Raw genomic sequence first — 16,627 nt, forward strand, 5'->3', positions numbered from 1 at the left:
GCGGTGCCGCTGCGCGCGACGGCGCCCGCGCCCTCGGGCACCACGCCCGCAAGCCGCAGCCCGGCGTCGATCGTCGCGCGGTCATAGGGCATGCCGCCGAGCTCATGCTGGATGATGGCCTCGACCAGCGGGCGGAGATCCTCGTGCCGGTGCAGGTCCAGCATCTCCCGCGCATGCCGCCCGGTCCGGCGCGCCACGGCGGCGATGTAGGCTTCCGTGTCGTTCTCGGCCCCCGGCGCCCAGCGGCCGACGATGCCGCGGATGCTGCGCAGCCCGTGCCGGTCCTGGTAGGTGATGAGCAGCAATGCGAGCGCCCGGATGCCGTATTCGTGGGAGACGAAGCGCGCGAAGCGGGCGCGCCCGCCGCCCGCGGGCGGCGGCTCGATCGGCGGCTCGGCGAGGCCCTGCCAGCGATTGGCGGGGACATGGTCGATGTTGCCCGGGTTGCGGTTGCGGTATCCGCGGGTCTGGCGGGGGTCCATGCGATGCTCCTCGCGATGCGGGGGAAGGGGATGGGAATGGCGATGCGCGCGGGCGTGCTGGCGGTGGCGGGATGGTTGGCGGCGGCCGCGCCCGCGGCGGCCTCCTGCATCCATGTCGTCCGGCATGCGGATGCGCGGGACGACGCGAACGCCTTCGCCGCCGGCCTGCAGCGGGAGGCGCGCATGGCGATCGAGCGCAACGGATCCTGCACGCCGGAGCTGCATGCGAGCTTCATGGTGCTGGAACTGTCGGTGATCGCCGGGCGCGTCGGCCGCGGCTTCCTCGTCACCTACGCGGTGGTCGACGAAAGGCTCGGCGACCTGCGCCCGCAGATGGGCGCGACCTGGTCGCTCGACCGCACCCAGGCGCTGATCGATGCGGGCCGCTCGGCCGGGGGCGTGATCCGCGCCCGGCCGGCGGAGCAGTGATCAGTCCGGCGCGATGGTCAGGCTTTCCGCCGGCACGGTGATGGTGCCGGCGGCAGGCAGGTTGGCCGGCGTGCCGAGCGGTGCCCAGGCGAGCGGATTGCCCCCCGCCATCGCATCGAACAGCCCGACATGGGTGAGGGTCCCCGCGGCCGCGGTGAAGGCGAAACGGACGGGCGCCGTGTTGCGCTGGGCGCCGCTGCCGGTGAAGGCGACGGGCTGGCGGGCATAGCCGGTGGGTGCCGCGGGTTCGCCCGTGACACCCGTGGCATCCGTGCCGCCGGTCCCGAGCGCGGCCCAGACCGCGGTCGGCAGGGCGGGCTGCCGGCCGGCGAGCGCGCGGCCGAGCAGGTTCTTGGCGTAGTCGGTCAATGCGGTCATCGCGATCTGCCTTCCTTGCTCAGCTCACCACGTTCCCGTCCGGCCACCGCCAGGCGACCCCGTCGCTGACCGCAAGCCGCTTGTTCGCGGTCCCGTCCGCGACGAAGGCGATGCAGCGGGTGAAGGTCAGCGGGCTCGGCAGCGTCGCGACGGTGTAGCTCGGCAATTGCAGCGGCATGCTCACGGCGACCGGCGCCGCACCCTTGGCGCGCAGGTCGAGCGCGACATTGGCGTCGCCGCCCGCCGCCTCGACCCGCGGCGCGCCGCCCGAGGCATTGCCGCGCAGCAGGATGCGGTTGGTGGGGGTGGAGAGCGCGTCGATCTCCACCGCCGTATTGCCGCGCGTCTGCAGCCGGATCACGGATGTGCCCTTGGCCGCGAGGGCGACGGGGATATTGGCGTCGGTGCCCTGCGCGGCGAGGCTCGGCGTGCCGCCCGCGGCGGCGCCGCTGACCACCATGCGGTTGACGCTGGCCGCGGGCGTGGTGACGCCGAGGCCATGCAAGCCGTTCGCCGCGCCGATCGTCACGCTGCCCGTCGCCCCCGCGCGCAGCACCTCGACGCCGCCAGCCACCGCCGCGATCTCGTTCGTGGCGGGGGCGAAGAGGCCGGTTGTCTCGTTGCCCAGCATCAGGCCGGGGCGGTCGATGCGGCCAGCGGGCGCGCCCGAGGCGACATGGCCGTTCGTGCCGGCGTTGGTCAGCGGTCCGCCATTGCCGTTGGACAGCAGCGCGGCGCTGCCGAGGAAGACGGCGTTGGGCGTGCCCGTCGCCGCATTCGCCACATGGATGGCGGCGGAGCCGTTGTTCAGCTGGTTGTAGAACTCGGCGCGGAAGGAAAAGATGTCGAGCCGGTTGCCGACGCCGTTGACTCGCACAGCGTTGCTCTCGGCGTCGTCCACGCGCAGGTTGCCGACCTGGATGCGCGTGTTGTTCGCGTCGATCCGGATGCCGTGGCTGCCGGGCAGCGGCGCGGCGGCGCCGTTGAACAGCTCGCACTGCATGCTGGCGTTGGCGATCTGGCCCGAGGTGCCGTTGCCCTCCACCCAGATGCCGTTCAGCGCGAAGTCGGCGTAGAGGTCGCCGACGGAGAATTTCTGCGTGATGCCCGAGGCCGAGGAGGCGAAGCGCAGCACGGACCGCGCGGCCAGCACGAAGACGTCGTCGATGAAGATGCCGTCCACGCGCCGGCAGACGATCGCATCCGTGTTCAGCTGCTGCCAGCGCACCACGTCGTCGTCCGGCGCGGCGAAGGGCCAGAAGTGGACGTGCTCGATGCGGCAGGTGTCGAAAGCGCGGTCGATCTCGATGCCGGTGGTGAAGACCTGGCCGCGCAGCCGCTCGATCGTCAGCCGGCCGGAATTGTCGCACCAGATTCCGCGGTTGACGCCGCAGAGGAACACGTTGTCGAACTCGACCGCGCCGAGGCAGTCCTGGATGCGGAAGACGAAGTCGTAATTGGTCGGCACCCAGCCCGGAACCTGCGCCGCGCCGTGCGGCTGGTAGACCGCGAGGTCGCGCACCGCGGACCCGCGCGCGCCCGGGCCGCTGAAGGTGAAGGGCGTGAAGCCCAGCGTGTCGACGATCAGCCAGGTGCCGTCGGCCGGCCCCGGTCCCTCCGTATAGCCCGCGCCCTGGAGGCGGATGGTGACGCCGTCCGCGACCACCGGCCCGGCGAGCCGGTAGCGGCGTGGGCCGAATTCCACCACGCCGCCGCCCGAGGCCTTGAGCGCGTCGATCGCGGCCTGGATCGCGGGCGCGTCGTTCGCCACGCCGTCGCCGACGGCGCCGAAGTCGCGCACATGCACGGCGCGTTCGGCGAACAGCGCGGTGCGCAGCTGGGCGAGGCTCGCGCGCCGCGTCGTCGCGGCGGGCCCGCTGCCCTGCACGATGGGCAGGAGGTCGGCATCCGCGGTGGCGGCCAAGGCGGGCAGGGCGCTGATCTTGCTGTCGGACATGATGGATCGTGTCTCCGGAAGGGGCGGGGATGGATCAGGCGAGGAGGAGCAGGAAGCCGTCCTCGAGCAGGAGCCGCCCGCCGGCCTCGGTCAGCAGGCGCGGCGGCAGCACGACGGAGAAAGGGGCGGAAAGGGCGAACAGGGTCGGGTCGGCGGCTTCGCGCGCCAGCAGGCGGTAGCCGCCGCCAGGCGGCGGGGCGGTGAAGGCGGCCTCCGCCCTGCCGGATGCGACCGGCACGGTGACGGGCGCGGTGGCATCCGCCCCGCCCACTGTGCGCAGCACGAAGGTCACGGATGCGATCGGGCCGGTCACCGTCGCGCCGACCGTGATCGGCTCCCCGGTCACGACGATGCCGGGCAGGGGGTCCGGCAGGATCGCGCGCGCTACCGCGTCCGCTGTGAGCGCGGCCGAGAAGGGGAGCAGGACGGAGCGCAGCAGCGCCGGCTGACTGCCCGAGCCGTCCACGGTCACGCCGCCGCCCGGCAGCGTGCCGCTGCGGATCGGGACCATGGCGGTCGCGTCCGAGGCCTGGACGAAGACGATGTCGCCAGGCAGCAGCCGCCCCGCCGCCGGGGCGAAGTAGCCCGGGGCGAGCACGGTCGCCCGGTCGTCGGTGGTGCGGTAGTGCCACAGTGTGAAGCCGTTCGCGGTGCTGAGCGCCGAGAGGCCGGCGTCGGAATAGGGCATGCAGGGCTCCTCGCCCGCCGCATGGGCGGTCGCACGGTGTCAGGATGGAGGGGGGGAGCGGAGCAGCGGGCGCACGTCGCCCGGTGATGGTGTTCCGATACAGGAACGAATGCCGTCATGTCAAGGTAAATTATCCTATGAGCGCGAAGGCGGCGCCCAGGGGATGGCGCGCGCGCCATGCGCCATTACTCTGGCGGCCTTCCTCCGACCGCCGCCCCAAGGGACCCGCGCCGATGCTCCGACGCCTGCTGCCCCTGATCGCCCTGCTGCTCGCCGCCCTGCCGGCCGCGGCGCAGGAGCGCGTGCTGAACGTCTACAACTGGTCCGACTACATCGACCCCTATGCCGTCGCCCGCTTCACGCGAGAGACGGGGATCCGCGTACGCTACGACGTCTACGACAGCCTCGAGACGCTGGAGGGGCGGCTGTCCGCGGGCCGGTCTGGCTACGACATCATCGTGCCCACCAGCGAGCCGACCTTCGCGCGGCTGCTGCGCGCCGGAGGCCTGCGCGAGATCGACCGCGCGCGCATCCCGAACTGGCGCAACCTCGACCCCGTGCTGATGGAGCGCGTCGCGGCCATCGACCCGGGCAACCGGCATGGCGCAGTGTATCTGTGGGGCACGGTGGGGCTCGGCATCCGCGTCGATCGCGTGCGCGCGGCCCTCGGGCCGGACGTGCCGCTCGACAGCCTTGACATCCTGCTGCGGCCCGAGAACGCGGCGCGGCTCGCCCGCTGCGGCATCATGGTGATGGACAGCCCGACCGACGTGCTGCCCTCCGTCCAGCGTTGGCTCGGGCGCGACCCGAACGGCAGTTCGGCCGAGGACCTCCGCGCGGCGGGCGACGCCCTGATGGCGATCCGGCGGCATGTGCGCGCGATCGTGCCGTCATCCTCCATCCTCGATGCGCTCGCCTCCGGCGAAGCCTGCGTGGCGCTGACCTATTCCGGCGACGTGATCCAGGCCCAGGCCCGCGCGCGGGAAGCCAATCGCGGCGTCGAGGTCGCCTATGTCATGCCGCGCGGTGCGCAATTGTGGTTCGACCTGCTGGCGATCCCGGCCGATGCGCCGAACCCGGAGGCCGCGCACGCCTTCATCAACTTCCTCCTCCAGCCCGACGTGATGGCCGGCATCACCAGCCATGTGCGCTACCCCAACGCCGTGCCGGCGAGCCGGCCGCTGGTGGAGGAAGCGGTGCGCAACGACCGCAGCGTCTTCCCCGAGGCCGCGCTGCTCGCCGAGACCTTCGTCGCCGGCACGCCGCCGCGCGAGGCGGAGCGCGCGCGCACCAGGCTCTGGGCGAGGTTCAAGGCCGGGCGCTGAGATGCTTTCGATGACCGGGCCGAACCAGACCTCCGGACCCTCCGGCCCTCCGGTCATCGGGTCTTCGTCTGCCGGGCCGATTCAGACCTCCGGGCCCTCCGGCCCTCCGGTCATCGGGCCGGTGCTCCTGTCCGCCGAGGCGCTGACGAAGCGCTTCGGCGCGACGCTGGCGCTGGATGCGCTCGACCTCCAGATCGCGGCGGGGGAGTTCTTCGCCCTGCTCGGCGGATCGGGCTCTGGCAAGTCCACGCTGCTGCGCATCATCGCGGGGTTCGAGGCGCCGGATGCGGGGCGCCTGCTGCTCGATGGGCGGGACATATCCGCGACGCCGCCCTGGGCGCGGCCGGTCAACATGATGTTCCAGTCCTACGCGCTGTTCCCGCACCTGACCGTCGCGGACAATGTCGCCTATGGGCTGCGCCGCGCGGGCGTGGCGGCGGCGGAACGCGCGAAGCGCGTCGGCGATGCGCTGGCGATGGTGGGGCTCGAGGGCTTCGACCGGCGCCGCCCGCATCAACTCTCGGGCGGGCAGAAGCAGCGGGTCGCGCTGGCGCGCAGCCTGGTGATGCGCCCGCGGCTGCTGCTGCTGGATGAGCCGCTCGGCGCGCTCGATGCGGGCCTGCGCGAACGCACGGGCTTCGAACTGCGCGCCCTGCAGCGCGCGACCGGCGCGGCCTTCGTCATGGTGACGCATGACCAGGAGGAGGCGCTCGCGCTTGCTGATCGCGTCGCCCTTCTCGATGGCGGGCGTATCGCGCAGCTGGGGGCGCCGCGCGCGATCTACGAGAAGCCCGCGAGCCGCTTCGTCGCCCGCTTCCTCGGCGCGGCGAATGTGCTGGAAGGCCGCGCCGCCGAGGGCCGCTTCGAGAGTGCCGAGGCCGGCATAACCTTCGCGGGCGACATCCCGCCCGGGACCGTCGCAGTGGCGCTGCGGCCGGAGCGCATCGCGATCCTTCCCGCCCCGGCGGACGGCCCGAACCGCGTGCGCGGCACGGTCGAGGATGTCGCCTTTCGCGGCGACGATTCCCTCCTGCTCATCCGAACCGAGGCCGGCGCCGTGCTCCGCGTCGCCCATGCCGAGGAGGATGGCGCGCCGCCCGCGCGCGGCGCCGTGGTCGGCCTCGGCTGGGAGCCGGGGGATGTGGTGGCGCTGCCCGCGTGAAGGCCCGCGCCCTGCTTCTTGCCCCGGCCTGGGCGTGGCTGCTGCTGTTTGTCGCGGCGCCGGCGGCGATCCTGGCGGCGATCGCGCTGGCCGAGCCCGATTCCGGCCTGCCGCCCTTCCGCCTGGCGCTGTCGGGGGCGGGCTTCGCGCCGCTGGTCGAGGATTCCTACTACCTCGATGCGCTGCTCGTCGCGCTGCGGGTCGCAGCGATCACGGCCGGACTGTGCCTGGCTCTTGCCTATCCGATGGCCATCGGCATCGCGCGCGCCGCGCCGGGGCGGCGCGTGCTGCTGCTCGCCGCGCTGATGCTGCCCTTCTGGACCGGCTTCCTGCTGCGCGTGGGCGCCTGGATCGGGCTGCTGCGCGACGAGGGCTGGATCAACGGCCTGTTGCGCGGGGCGGGGCTGATCGAGGCGCCGCTGGCCATGCTCTACACCGAAGGGGCGATGCTGGCGGGCATGGTCCATGCCTACCTGCCCTTCGCGGTGCTGCCGCTGTTCGCGGCGCTGCTGCGGCTGGACCCGACGCTCGAGGAAGCGGCGGCTGATCTCGGCGCGCGGCCGGCGACGGTTTTCCTCACCGTCACGCTGCCCGCGACGCTGCCCGCGGCCCTTGCCGCCTTCCTGCTGGTGTTCATCCCGGCGGCGGGCGAATTCGTCATCCCTGACCTGATGGGCCCGCCGGAGGCGCAGATGGTCGGGCGCGTGCTCTGGCAGGAATTCTTCCAGAACAGGGACTGGCCGGTGGCCGCGGCGCTGGCGCTGTGCCTGCTGGGGCTGCTGATCCTGCCGATCCGCCTCTTCCAGCGGCTGGAGGCCCGGTGATGCGGCGCGGGCGTGCGCTGCGCTGGGCGATGGGCCTCGGCTTCGCCTTCCTCTGGGCGCCGATCCTGCTGCTGGTCGCCTATGCCTTCAGCGCGGACCGCATACCCTACCAGTGGGGCGGCTTCTCGCTGCGCTGGTTCGCCGCACTCGCCGCCAATGAGAGGCTGGTGGAGGCGGCGTTGCTGTCGCTGCGCATCGCGGCGGGGGCGGCGAGCCTCGCCGTGCTGCTCGGCGGGGCCGCGGGCTGGGCGCTGGCGCGCTTCGGGCCGTTCCGTGGCCGGGCCGTCTTCGGCGCCTTGATCGGCGCGCCGCTCGTCTTGCCGGAGGTGGTGACGGGCCTGTCCCTCCTGCTGCTGTTCGTCGCGCTCGAAGCCGCGATCGGCTGGCCCGCGGGGCGCGGCGCCACGACGGTGCTGCTGGCCCATGCGACGCTCGGGGCGGCCTTCGTCGCCGTGGTGGTGCAGGCGCGGCTCGCCGATGCGGATCGCACCCTCGAGGAAGCGGCGATGGATCTCGGTGCGACGCCGTGGACCGCCTTCCGCACGGTGACGCTGCCGCTCATCGCACCCGCGCTGGCGGCGGGCTGGCTGCTGGCCTTCACCCTGTCGCTGGATGACGTCGTCATCGCCTCCTTCGTCTCGGGGCCGGCGGGGACGACGCTGCCGATCGCGCTGTTCTCCATGCTGCGGCTGGGGCTGACGCCGGAGGTGAATGCGCTCGGCGCGGTGGTAGTGCTGGGGGTGGGGCTGATGCTCGGCCTGGCGGCGCTGCTGCTGCGGCCGCGCCGCGGCTGAAGTCTCGCCACCCTTTCGCCGTGCGGATGCGGCAGGATCGCTTCATGCGGAAGGTCGCTCTCCTCCTCCTGCTTCTGCTGTCCGCCTGCGCCGAGCGCTGGGAACGGCCCGGCGCGACCGAGGCGGAGTCGGAGGCCGCGCAGGCCCGCTGCACCGGCATCGCCGCGCGGGAAATCCCGCCCGCCCTGGTCTGGACCCAGGTGCAGGCCGGCTACTGGGAAGCGTCCCGCCGCGAATGCTTCACGCGGCACGGCCGCACGGAATGCTACTACCGCCCCGGCCGCTACATCCCGCCGCGCTACGACTGGGTGGACGTGAATACCGCCCGCCGCCGGGCCGTGCGCGCAGCCTGCCTGGCCGAGGAAGGCTTCACCTACCAGGGGCTGCGGCCGCTGCGGCTCTGGTAGCCGGGTTGCTGGCGGGGGGAGGGGGGATTAGGTTCGCGATCTTCCGCCATTCCGGACCGGGCTTGCCATGAACCTGATCGCCGACCGCCTCAATCGCATCTCGCCCTCGCTGACCATCGCCATGACGGCGAAGGCGCGCGCGCTCAAGGCCGCCGGCAAGGACGTGATCGGCCTGTCCTCCGGCGAGCCCGACTTCGACACGCCGCGCAACGTCAAGGATGCGGCGATCGCGGCGATCGAGCGCGGGGAGACGAAGTACACCGACGTCTCCGGTACCGTCGCGCTGCGCAGCGCGATCTGCGAGAAGTTCAAGCGGGACCACGGCATCGAGTACAAGCCGGAGGAGATCATCGTCGCAACCGGCGGCAAGCAGGTGATCTTCGACGCGCTGGTCGCCACCATCAATCCGGGCGACGAGGCGATCATCCCCGCCCCCTGCTGGGTGTCCTACCCGGACATCGTTCAGCTGGCCGAAGGCACGCCGGTGATCGTGCAGTGCGGCCAGAACGCCGGCTTCAAGATGACGGGCGAGCAGCTGGAAGCGGCCATCACGCCCAAGACCAAGTGGCTGATCCTGAACAACCCCTGCAACCCGACCGGCGCGGCCTACAACGCGGCCGAGCTCAAGCAGATCACTGACGTGCTGATGCGCCACCCGGATGTCTGGGTGTTCACCGACGACATCTACGAGAAGCTCGCCTATGACGGCTTCAAGCCGGCGACGATCCTCGAGGTCGAGCCGCGGCTGCGCGACCGCACCGTGACCATGAACGGGTGTTCCAAGGCCTACGCCATGACCGGCTGGCGCATCGGCTTCGCCGGCGCGCCCGTGCACCTGATCAAGGCGATGGACAAGCTGCAGGGGCAGTCCACCTCCAACACCTCCTCCATCTCCCAGGCCGCGGCCATCGAGGCGCTGACCGGCCCGCAGGAGAGCATCGAGGAGATGCGCAAGGTCTATGAGCGCCGCCGCAACATGGTGGTGGAGATGCTGAACCAGGCGCCCGGCCTGCGCTGCCACAAGCCGGAAGGCGCCTTCTACGTCTTCCCCGACATGCGCGGCTGCATCGGCAAGACCACCGCGGGCGGCAAGAAGATCGCCACCGACGAGGACTTCACCATCGCGCTGCTCGAGGAAGCGGGTGTCGCCACCGTGCATGGCGCGGCCTTCCTCAGCCCCGGGCATTTCCGCATCTCCTACGCGACATCCGACGAGGTGCTGCGCGAGGCCTGCACACGCATCCAGAAGTTCTGCGCCGCGATGACGTGACGCCGGGCTTCCGGCTGCGCCCGGTCGGGGAGGCGGATTTCGCGCCGCTCCTCGACCTCTCCATCCGCGTGCTGCGGGCGGACCTTGACCGCGTCGGGCGCTTCGACCCTGCCCGCCGCGCGGGGCGGATGCGCGCGGTCTTCGACCCGGCGACGCTCGCCGGCATCGAGGTCGAGGGCGCGCTTTCCGGCTGCATCGGCTGCGTGCCGCACGCGGACCACGTCGAGCTCCATTCCTTCTACCTGGAACCCGCCTGGCAGGGCCGTGGGCTGGGGGCAGCCGTGCTTGCCGCGGCGCTGGCGCCCCATGCCGGCCTGGCCGTGCGGATCGAGGTGCTGAAGGGCGCGCCCGTGCACCGCTTCTGGGAACGCCAGGGCTTCGTGCGGACCGGCGAGCAGGATTTCGACTGGCTCTACGAGCGGCCCGTGCCGTGAGCGCGCCGCCGCGCAGCGCCGGCTGGAGCCTCGCGCAGCTGGCCGTACTGGCCGGCGCGGCCGCGGTCCTGGCCGCGCCCTTCCTGCTCTTCGGGGCGCTGCCGGGGCACAGCACGATCTACAACGTCACCTGGACGAGCCAGTTCGTCGCCGCGGTCGCCGGCGGCACAGCCTATCCGCGCTGGCTGCCCGACAGCTTCGCCGGCTTGGGCAGCCCGGCGTTCTTCTTCTACGCCCCGCTGCCCTTCTACTGGGCCTGGCTGCACGCGCCGCTGGGCGTGGCGGCGGAAGGAACCTTCCGGCTGCTCGGCGTGTCGATGGCGACCATGCTGCTCGCCTCGGGCGTGACGATGCGGCTCTGGCTCGGGCGTCATGCCGGGCCGCGCGCGGCTACGGCGGGCGCGGTCGCCTACATGGCGATGCCCTACCACCTGTTGGACCTGTACCAGCGCGCCTCGCTCGGGGAACTGGCGGCGTATGCGGTGGTGCCGCTGGTGGCGATCGGGGTGTCGCGGCTGGCGCGCGAAGGCGCGCGGGCAATCGTGCCTCTGGCAGTCTCGGCGGCGCTTCTGGTGACCAGCCATCTCCCGACAGCGATGGCGGCCGCGACGATCGTCTTTCCAGCCCAGTTCGTCTTCGAGGCATTAAGAACCTGTCGGTCACCAGCGTGGCTGCTACGACGCTCGGTACAAGCGATTGCCGCTGGCGTTCTCGCCGTGGGGATCGCGGCGGTCTACCTGCTACCAGCGATTGCGTTGCAGGAGCATGTCTCATTCTACGTCATGCAGGACGACTTCTATGATCCTCGAAACTGGCTGCTCCGCGCGCCTGGTCGATGGCGCAACGATTTGCTCCTTATCTTCGTCGCCTCGCTTTCAAGCGCGAGCGGCATCCTTGCGTTCCTGTGCTGGCTGAAAGCATCGCAAGGCCGGGATGGCGCGAGCGTCCGATTCTGGTCAGCAACGGCGGCGTTCATTCTTCTGGCCATCGTGGGGCTCGTGCCGGGCTTGTGGGAGCCTTGGTCGCCGTTCTTTCGCGGCCAGTTTCCCTGGCGGCTGCTCCTTTTTGTCGAGTTCGCCATCGTTACGGCTATCGTGGCGCTTGGCTTCGCGGCCTGGCGAAGGCGCCGCGATGGTATTGCGATCCTGACGATCGTCTTTGTCGGCGTGCCGGCCTTCGTGACGCTGATTGGTGGGACCTGGATCCATATCCGCAGCTTGGAGAGCGCTGCCTGGCAGGCGCTCCGGACCGCGGCTATCGAAGGCCGTCCCGATGCCCTCGAATACCTCCCCAACGGCGCGCTGATTCGCTACGCCCATGACGGCGGCTACGATGTCGGGCGCTTTGCGGAGATGTTTCGTCCCTACTCTTTTCAAGGCATCGCCTGGGCCGAACCAGAAAGTCACGCGCGGGTCGCAGCGGCGGCGCGACGAGACGGCGGCATCGGTCTTGAGATCTCCGCTACGCGTGACGTGACGATCGTGATCCGGCGCTTTTACTTTCCGACGTGGCGACTCGATGCAGCCGATGGCACCTTTGCACCGCCGCTCGAGGCACACGGGCCAGATCGCTTGCTGAGTTTCCGTGTTCCAGCAGGCCAGCACGCCTTGTCTTTGCGATGGGCCCCACCGTGGACTGTCCGCGTCGGTGAAATTGTCTCGATCGCCAGTCTCGCACTTTCTGCGCTGGTCATCGCTATCTTTCGCCGCCGTCGTCATTGTGGCCGGCAGGCTTGCCCGCGCGAGAAAAATCCGTAGCGTTCGGCCCTCCTCGAAGGAAACCAACATGCCCGCTTTGTCCGCCCGCGTCTCCGAAGTCTCGATCTCCGCTTCCGTCGTCATGACCATGAAGGGGCGCGAACTCGCGGCGAAGGGCATCAAGGTGATCAGCCTTGCGGCGGGGGAACCCGACTTCGCCACGCCTGCGCACGCCATCGAGGCCGCGCACAAGGCGGCGCTGTCGGGCGACACCAAGTACCCGCCGCAGGACGGCACCAAGGCGCTGAAGGAGGCGATCCAGCGCAAGTTCAAGCGCGACAACAACCTCGACTACGCGCTCGATGAGATCATGGTCGCCAATGGCGGCAAGCAGTGCATCTTCAACGCCTTCATGGCGACGCTGGATCCGGGCGACGAGGTGGTGGTGCCCGCGCCCTACTGGATCTCCTACGCGGACATGGCGAAGGTCGCCGGCGGCAAGCCCGTGCTGGTCAGCTGCCCGCAGAACAACGGATTCAAGCTGCGGCCCGAGGACCTGGAAGCGGCCATCACCCCCAACACCAAGTGGGTGATGCTGAACTTCCCGAACAACCCGACGGGCGCGGCCTGCTCGCGGGAGGAGATGCAGGCGCTCGCCGACGTGCTGAAGCGCCACCCGCATGTCTGGGTGATGACCGACGACATGTACGAGCACCTCGTCTATGACGGCTTCGAATTCTGCACGATCGCCGAGGTGGAGCCCGCGCTGAAGGACCGCACGCTGACGGTCAACGGCGCGTCCAAGACGTATGCAATGACCGGCTGGCGCATCGGCTTCTGCGGCGGGCCCAAGGCGCTGATCAAGGCGATGGTCAACATGCAGGGGCAGGCGACCTCGGGCGTGTCCACCATCGGCCAGGCGGCCGCGGCCGCGGCGCTCGACGGGCCGCAGGACCTGGTGCGCGAGCGCGCCGAGGAATATCGCCGGCGCCGCGACATGGTGGTCGAGATGCTGAACCAGGCGCCGGGCATCGCCTGCCACAAGCCGGAAGGCGCCTTCTACGTCTTCCCGAACATCGCCGGCTGCCTCGGCAAGACGACGAAGGCGGGCAAGCGGATCGAGACCGACACCGACTTCGCCCTCGCGCTGCTCGAGGAAAAGTACGTCGCCGCCGTGCAGGGCGCGGCCTATGGCATGTCGCCCTACCTGCGCATCTCCTACGCGACGGACACCGAAAGCCTGCGCGAGGCCTGCACGCGCATCCAGGAGTTCTGCAAGGAGCTCGCGTGATCCCGTCCGATGACCGCAGGGCGCAGGCGCTGTTGCGCCGAGCACCGGAGGTCTGAATCGGGTGGGTGTATCTGCCGCATCCGATGACGGCAGGGCGCAGGCGCCTTTGCGCCGGGCACCGGAGGTCTGACTCGGATGGGTGAATCTCAACTACGCGAGGGGCGCGATTCCGACGCCGACGGCTTCATCGCGCTGATCGGCGCCTGCTGGGCCGAGTATCCCGGTTGCGTCCTCGACGTGGACGGGGAGGTGCCGGAACTGCGCGCCCTCGCATCCTACTTCCGCGACCAGGGCGGGGCGCTCTGGGTCGCCGAGGACCAGGGGCGCGTCGTCGGCATGGTCGGGACGCGCCCGCTGAAGGACGACGCGGCCTGGGAGATCTGCCGCATGTATGTCGATGCCGGGGCGCGCGGCGCGGGGCTTGCCGCCGCGCTGCTCGGCACGGCGGAGGCGCATGCGCGCGCCGCCGGCGCCGAGCGCCTCGTCCTATGGACGGATACGCGCTTCACGCGCGCGCACCGCTTCTATGAGAAGCGCGGCTATGTCCGGCACGGATCGATCCGCATCCTGGACGATCTCTCCCACTCGCTCGAATTCCGCTACGCCAAGCCGCTGCGCGGCCTGGTCGTGGAGGCGCTGGACGCCGCCGCCGCCGCGAGCGCCGAGCGGGTCCTGGCGGATCTCCTCGTCACCTGTGTGGCGGAGGGTGCCTCGCTCGAATACCTCCCGCCACTGGCGCCGGAACGCGCGCGCGCATTCTGGAAGCAGGCTGCGACGGCGGTCGCGGCCGGCACGCGCGTCCTGCTCGCCGCCTGGCATGAGGGCCGACTCGCCGGCACGGTGACGCTCGACCTCGCCACGGCGGAGAACCAGCCGCATGTCGCCGCGGTGCAGAAGCTGCTGGTCGATCCGGCGCTGCGACGCGCGGGGATCGGCCGCGCCCTGATGCGGCGCGTGGAACAGGCCGCGCGCGCGCATGGTCGGCGGATCCTCACGCTGGATACGCGCGCGGGCAGCGCGGCGGCGGCGCTCTATCTCGCCGAGGGATGGTCCGAGCTCGGCCGGATCCCGGCCTTCGAAATGGACGCCACCGGCCGCGCCGCGGACACGCTGTTCTTCTGGAAGCCCATCTAGGCGCATCGGCAGGACGATCGCGCGATCGCCCGGCGCATCTCCCGGCCGGCGCCGGCCGTTCGAGGTGGACGTGTCGTGACGGTGCTGAATGCGACATCGATGCCGCGCGCGATGGAATCTTGTCCGATATGCGTTAAGCCTATCCGTAAAGCGAAGACGACGTCGCCGGACTCCGCGTTCGGCGGACCGGGGAAGACAGGTTGCGCATGACGCCTGACTGGTGCCGCATGATGGCGGCCTATAATGCCGAGATGAACCAGCGCCTCTATGCGGCGGCGAACCTGCTCGACGACTCCGCCCGCCGCGCCGATGGCGGCGCCTTCTGGGGCTCGATCCACGGCACGCTCAGCCACCTGCTCTGGGGCGACACGCTCTGGATGAGCCGTTTCGATGGCTGGACGCCGCCGTCGGTCGCGATGAAGGGCAGCCCACGCATGGTGGAGGACTGGAACGAACTGCGCGGCCATCGCGTCGTCGCCGATGCGCGCATCATCGGCTGGGCGAGCCGGCTGACGGCGGCGGATCTCGCTGCCGAGATGCGCTGGTTCTCTGCCATCGCGCAGCGCGAGGTCGGCATGCCGCGCTGGATCGCCGCGACGCATTTCTTCAACCACCAGACGCATCATCGCGGCCAGGCGCATGCGCTGATCACGCGCGCCGGGGGCGCGACCGGCGACACGGACCTGCCCTGGGTGCTGGACCTCGCGGCGCTCGGCCTGGTGCCGTGACCGGCGACGCCACGGAGCGCCGCGGACCGGAGGAGGAGCGCACGCTGCTCCGCCGCCCCGCGCCGGCCGCGACCGCGGCGGATCCGGTGCTGCATGTGCTCGACCTCGAAGCGGCGGAGGGACTGGCCGCGCGGCGCATCGTGCTCGGCCCCGCGCCGCTGTCGATCGGGCGGTCGCCGCAGAATGGGCTGTCGCTGCCCTCGGGCGATGTCTCGCGCACCCATTGCGTCGTAGCGGTCGAAGGCGGCGTGGCGGTGGTGACGGATCTCGGCTCGACCAACGGCACGCTGGTCGACGGGGTGCGCGCGGCGGGGCCGGCGCGGCTGGCCCATGGCGCGCGGCTCGGTCTCGGCCCCTTCGTACTGGTCTATCGCACGGGCCGTGCGTCGGACCTGGCGCGGGAGGAAGAGGCGCGGCGGGAGATGGAGCGCGCGCGCCGCTACATCGCGGCGCTGCTGCCCGCGCCGTTGGCCGAAGGCCCCGTGCGCGCGGACTGGCGCTTCGTGCCCTCGGCCGAGGTGGGGGGCGACGGCTTCGGCTATGGCTGGCTCGATGCGCGGCGCTTCGCGGTCTGGCTGCTCGATGTCTCGGGGCATGGCGCAGGCTCGGCGCTGCTCGCCGCATCCGTGATGAATCTGCTGCGCGAACACAGCCAGCCGGGAATGGATTTCGCCAGCCCCGGCGTGCTCCTGTCCCAGTTGAATGCGCGCTTCCAGGCCGAACGGCAGGGCGGGCTGTTCTTCACGATCTGGTATGGCGTGGCGGATGTGGTGGAACGGCGGCTCGTCTTCGCCTGCGCGGGCCAGCATCCGGCCTTCCTGCTGGCGCCGGGGGGCGCGCCGGCACCACTCACGGTGCGCAACCCGGGTGTCGGCATGGCCCCGGACATCGCCTTCCGCACGGCCGAGGCCGCGCTGCCGGCGGCATCGCGCCTGGTGCTCTTCAGCGACGGTGCCTTCGAATCGCGCGACGCCGACGGCGCGCAGCGCGGCATCCAGGACTTCATCCCCGCGCTCGCGGCGCAGGCCGAGCCCGGCTTGGCGGAGGCCGAGCGCCTGCTGCGCGCCGCCCGCACCGGCGCGAGGCCCGGCCCGCCCGAGGACGACATCGCCATCCTCTGCCTCGACTTCGCCTGATCGGCGGGGCAGATGGCGCGCCGGGGACCGGACCGGAGGACCGCATGGAATTCAGCATCGCCGCCGCGGGGCCGCGCGCGGCCCGCATCGCCTTCCGCGGGCGGCTCGACGCGGCCGGGGCGGAACGGATCGAGGAGTCGCTCGCCGCCGCGCTGGCGCGCGAACAGCGCCATCTGCTGTTCGACCTGACCGAAGTGCCCTTCGTGGGGTCGCTCGGCATCCGGCTCATCACCGGCGCGTCCCGCGCGGCGTCGCGGCGCGGCCTGCGCCTGGTGGTGTTCGGCGCGCAGCCACCGGTGCAGGAGGTGTTCGACACCGTCGCCCTGGACACCATCCTGCCGATCGCCGCGGATGAAGCCGCGGCGCTCGTCGCGATCGGCGCATGAACCCGCCGCGTGCCTTCGTCATCCGCGGCGACGCGGCGGCGCTGGCGCGCACCCAGGCCGAGGCGGTAGCCGCGCTGGCCGAGGCCGGCGCCGGCCCGCGCGGCC

General features: G+C 71.4%; 18 protein-coding genes. 14 read left to right on the top strand and 4 right to left on the bottom strand.

Going from position 1 to position 16,627, the window contains the following annotated elements:
* A partial coding sequence (locus HW577_RS09160; protein WP_198375835.1) for a structural protein occupies positions 1 to 482 on the bottom strand: 482 nt, incomplete at its 3' end.
* Positions 483 to 518: 36 nt separating this feature from the next.
* On the opposite strand from HW577_RS09160, the gene HW577_RS09165 reads away from it, so the two are divergent.
* Positions 519 to 911 carry a hypothetical protein gene (locus tag HW577_RS09165; protein WP_198375836.1) on the top strand — a complete coding sequence of 131 codons (393 nt, stop codon included), beginning with the start codon at positions 519 to 521 and terminating at the stop codon, positions 909 to 911.
* On the opposite strand, the gene HW577_RS09170 is transcribed toward HW577_RS09165, so the two are convergent.
* Genes HW577_RS09170 through HW577_RS09180 form a run of 3 tightly spaced genes read right to left on the bottom strand, consistent with a single transcriptional unit; the run spans position 912 to position 3,934 of the window.
* Positions 912 to 1,289 carry a phage tail fiber protein gene (locus tag HW577_RS09170; protein ID WP_198375837.1) on the bottom strand — a complete coding sequence of 126 codons (378 nt, stop codon included), beginning with the start codon at positions 1,287 to 1,289 and terminating at the stop codon, positions 912 to 914. It abuts the gene before it with no gap.
* Between the two features lie 19 nt (positions 1,290 to 1,308).
* Positions 1,309 to 3,246 carry a glycosyl hydrolase family 28-related protein gene (locus HW577_RS09175; RefSeq protein ID WP_198375838.1) on the bottom strand — a complete coding sequence of 646 codons (1,938 nt, stop codon included), beginning with the start codon at positions 3,244 to 3,246 and terminating at the stop codon, positions 1,309 to 1,311.
* Positions 3,247 to 3,280: 34 nt separating this feature from the next.
* Positions 3,281 to 3,934, bottom strand: coding sequence for a hypothetical protein (locus HW577_RS09180; RefSeq protein ID WP_198375839.1), 654 nt, complete (start codon positions 3,932 to 3,934; stop codon positions 3,281 to 3,283).
* 233 nt (positions 3,935 to 4,167) lie between these two features.
* Here HW577_RS09180 and HW577_RS09185 point away from each other — a divergent pair, with 233 nt between their 5' ends.
* From HW577_RS09185 to HW577_RS09245, 13 genes are all read left to right on the top strand, one after another.
* Positions 4,168 to 5,259 (top strand): polyamine ABC transporter substrate-binding protein, encoded by a 1,092-nt coding sequence (locus tag HW577_RS09185; RefSeq protein WP_198375840.1) that lies wholly within the window; start codon positions 4,168 to 4,170, stop codon positions 5,257 to 5,259.
* Positions 5,260 to 5,380: 121 nt separating this feature from the next.
* Entirely contained in the window at positions 5,381 to 6,421 is a 1,041-nt protein-coding gene (locus HW577_RS09190; protein WP_332837584.1) for an ABC transporter ATP-binding protein, read from the top strand.
* Entirely contained in the window at positions 6,418 to 7,245 is an 828-nt protein-coding gene (locus HW577_RS09195) for an ABC transporter permease (RefSeq protein ID WP_332837585.1), read from the top strand. The genes HW577_RS09190 and HW577_RS09195 overlap by 4 nt, the downstream gene beginning before the upstream one ends.
* Positions 7,245 to 8,039, top strand: coding sequence for an ABC transporter permease subunit (locus HW577_RS09200; protein ID WP_198375842.1), 795 nt, complete (start codon positions 7,245 to 7,247; stop codon positions 8,037 to 8,039). The genes HW577_RS09195 and HW577_RS09200 overlap by 1 nt, the downstream gene beginning before the upstream one ends.
* A gap of 44 nt (positions 8,040 to 8,083) precedes the next feature.
* Positions 8,084 to 8,446, top strand: a complete 363-nt coding sequence (locus tag HW577_RS09205) for a hypothetical protein (protein WP_198375843.1) — start codon at positions 8,084 to 8,086, stop codon at positions 8,444 to 8,446.
* A gap of 67 nt (positions 8,447 to 8,513) precedes the next feature.
* Positions 8,514 to 9,716, top strand: coding sequence for a pyridoxal phosphate-dependent aminotransferase (locus tag HW577_RS09210; protein WP_198375844.1), 1,203 nt, complete (start codon positions 8,514 to 8,516; stop codon positions 9,714 to 9,716).
* Positions 9,713 to 10,150 carry a GNAT family N-acetyltransferase gene (locus HW577_RS09215; RefSeq protein ID WP_198375845.1) on the top strand — a complete coding sequence of 146 codons (438 nt, stop codon included), beginning with the start codon at positions 9,713 to 9,715 and terminating at the stop codon, positions 10,148 to 10,150. Before HW577_RS09210 ends, HW577_RS09215 begins: the two co-directional genes overlap by 4 nt.
* Entirely contained in the window at positions 10,147 to 11,907 is a 1,761-nt protein-coding gene (locus HW577_RS09220; RefSeq protein ID WP_198375846.1) for a glycosyltransferase family protein, read from the top strand. The genes HW577_RS09215 and HW577_RS09220 overlap by 4 nt, the downstream gene beginning before the upstream one ends.
* A gap of 28 nt (positions 11,908 to 11,935) precedes the next feature.
* Entirely contained in the window at positions 11,936 to 13,138 is a 1,203-nt protein-coding gene (locus tag HW577_RS09225; protein WP_198375847.1) for a pyridoxal phosphate-dependent aminotransferase, read from the top strand.
* 135 nt (positions 13,139 to 13,273) lie between these two features.
* On the top strand, positions 13,274 to 14,272 hold the full coding sequence (locus HW577_RS09230) for a GNAT family N-acetyltransferase (RefSeq protein WP_198375848.1): 999 nt from the start codon (positions 13,274 to 13,276) through the stop codon (positions 14,270 to 14,272).
* A 206-nt stretch (positions 14,273 to 14,478) separates the two neighbouring features.
* Positions 14,479 to 15,000, top strand: a complete 522-nt coding sequence (locus tag HW577_RS09235; protein ID WP_198375849.1) for a DinB family protein — start codon at positions 14,479 to 14,481, stop codon at positions 14,998 to 15,000.
* The gene (locus HW577_RS09240; RefSeq protein WP_198375850.1) at positions 14,997 to 16,136 is read left to right on the top strand and encodes a SpoIIE family protein phosphatase; all 1,140 of its coding nucleotides are present in this window, start codon (positions 14,997 to 14,999) and stop codon (positions 16,134 to 16,136) included. The genes HW577_RS09235 and HW577_RS09240 overlap by 4 nt, the downstream gene beginning before the upstream one ends.
* A 44-nt stretch (positions 16,137 to 16,180) precedes the next feature.
* Positions 16,181 to 16,522, top strand: coding sequence for an STAS domain-containing protein (locus HW577_RS09245; RefSeq protein WP_198375851.1), 342 nt, complete (start codon positions 16,181 to 16,183; stop codon positions 16,520 to 16,522).
* Positions 16,523 to 16,627 lie beyond the last annotated feature (105 nt).

Origin of the sequence: Neoroseomonas rubea (assembly GCF_016106015.1) — a bacterium.
In the GTDB taxonomy this organism is placed as follows: Bacteria; Pseudomonadota; Alphaproteobacteria; order Acetobacterales; family Acetobacteraceae; genus Neoroseomonas; species Neoroseomonas rubea.

Coding starts and splice junctions, on each gene's coding strand:
- HW577_RS09165 (WP_198375836.1), top strand. CDS start 519: ATGGCGATGCGCGCGGGCGTGCTGGCGGTGGCGGGATGGTTGGCGGCG.
- HW577_RS09170 (WP_198375837.1), bottom strand. CDS start 1,289: ATGACCGCATTGACCGACTACGCCAAGAACCTGCTCGGCCGCGCGCTC.
- HW577_RS09175 (WP_198375838.1), bottom strand. CDS start 3,246: ATGTCCGACAGCAAGATCAGCGCCCTGCCCGCCTTGGCCGCCACCGCG.
- HW577_RS09180 (WP_198375839.1), bottom strand. CDS start 3,934: ATGCCCTATTCCGACGCCGGCCTCTCGGCGCTCAGCACCGCGAACGGC.
- HW577_RS09185 (WP_198375840.1), top strand. CDS start 4,168: ATGCTCCGACGCCTGCTGCCCCTGATCGCCCTGCTGCTCGCCGCCCTG.
- HW577_RS09200 (WP_198375842.1), top strand. CDS start 7,245: ATGCGGCGCGGGCGTGCGCTGCGCTGGGCGATGGGCCTCGGCTTCGCC.
- HW577_RS09205 (WP_198375843.1), top strand. CDS start 8,084: ATGCGGAAGGTCGCTCTCCTCCTCCTGCTTCTGCTGTCCGCCTGCGCC.
- HW577_RS09210 (WP_198375844.1), top strand. CDS start 8,514: ATGAACCTGATCGCCGACCGCCTCAATCGCATCTCGCCCTCGCTGACC.
- HW577_RS09225 (WP_198375847.1), top strand. CDS start 11,936: ATGCCCGCTTTGTCCGCCCGCGTCTCCGAAGTCTCGATCTCCGCTTCC.
- HW577_RS09230 (WP_198375848.1), top strand. CDS start 13,274: ATGGGTGAATCTCAACTACGCGAGGGGCGCGATTCCGACGCCGACGGC.
- HW577_RS09235 (WP_198375849.1), top strand. CDS start 14,479: ATGACGCCTGACTGGTGCCGCATGATGGCGGCCTATAATGCCGAGATG.
- HW577_RS09245 (WP_198375851.1), top strand. CDS start 16,181: ATGGAATTCAGCATCGCCGCCGCGGGGCCGCGCGCGGCCCGCATCGCC.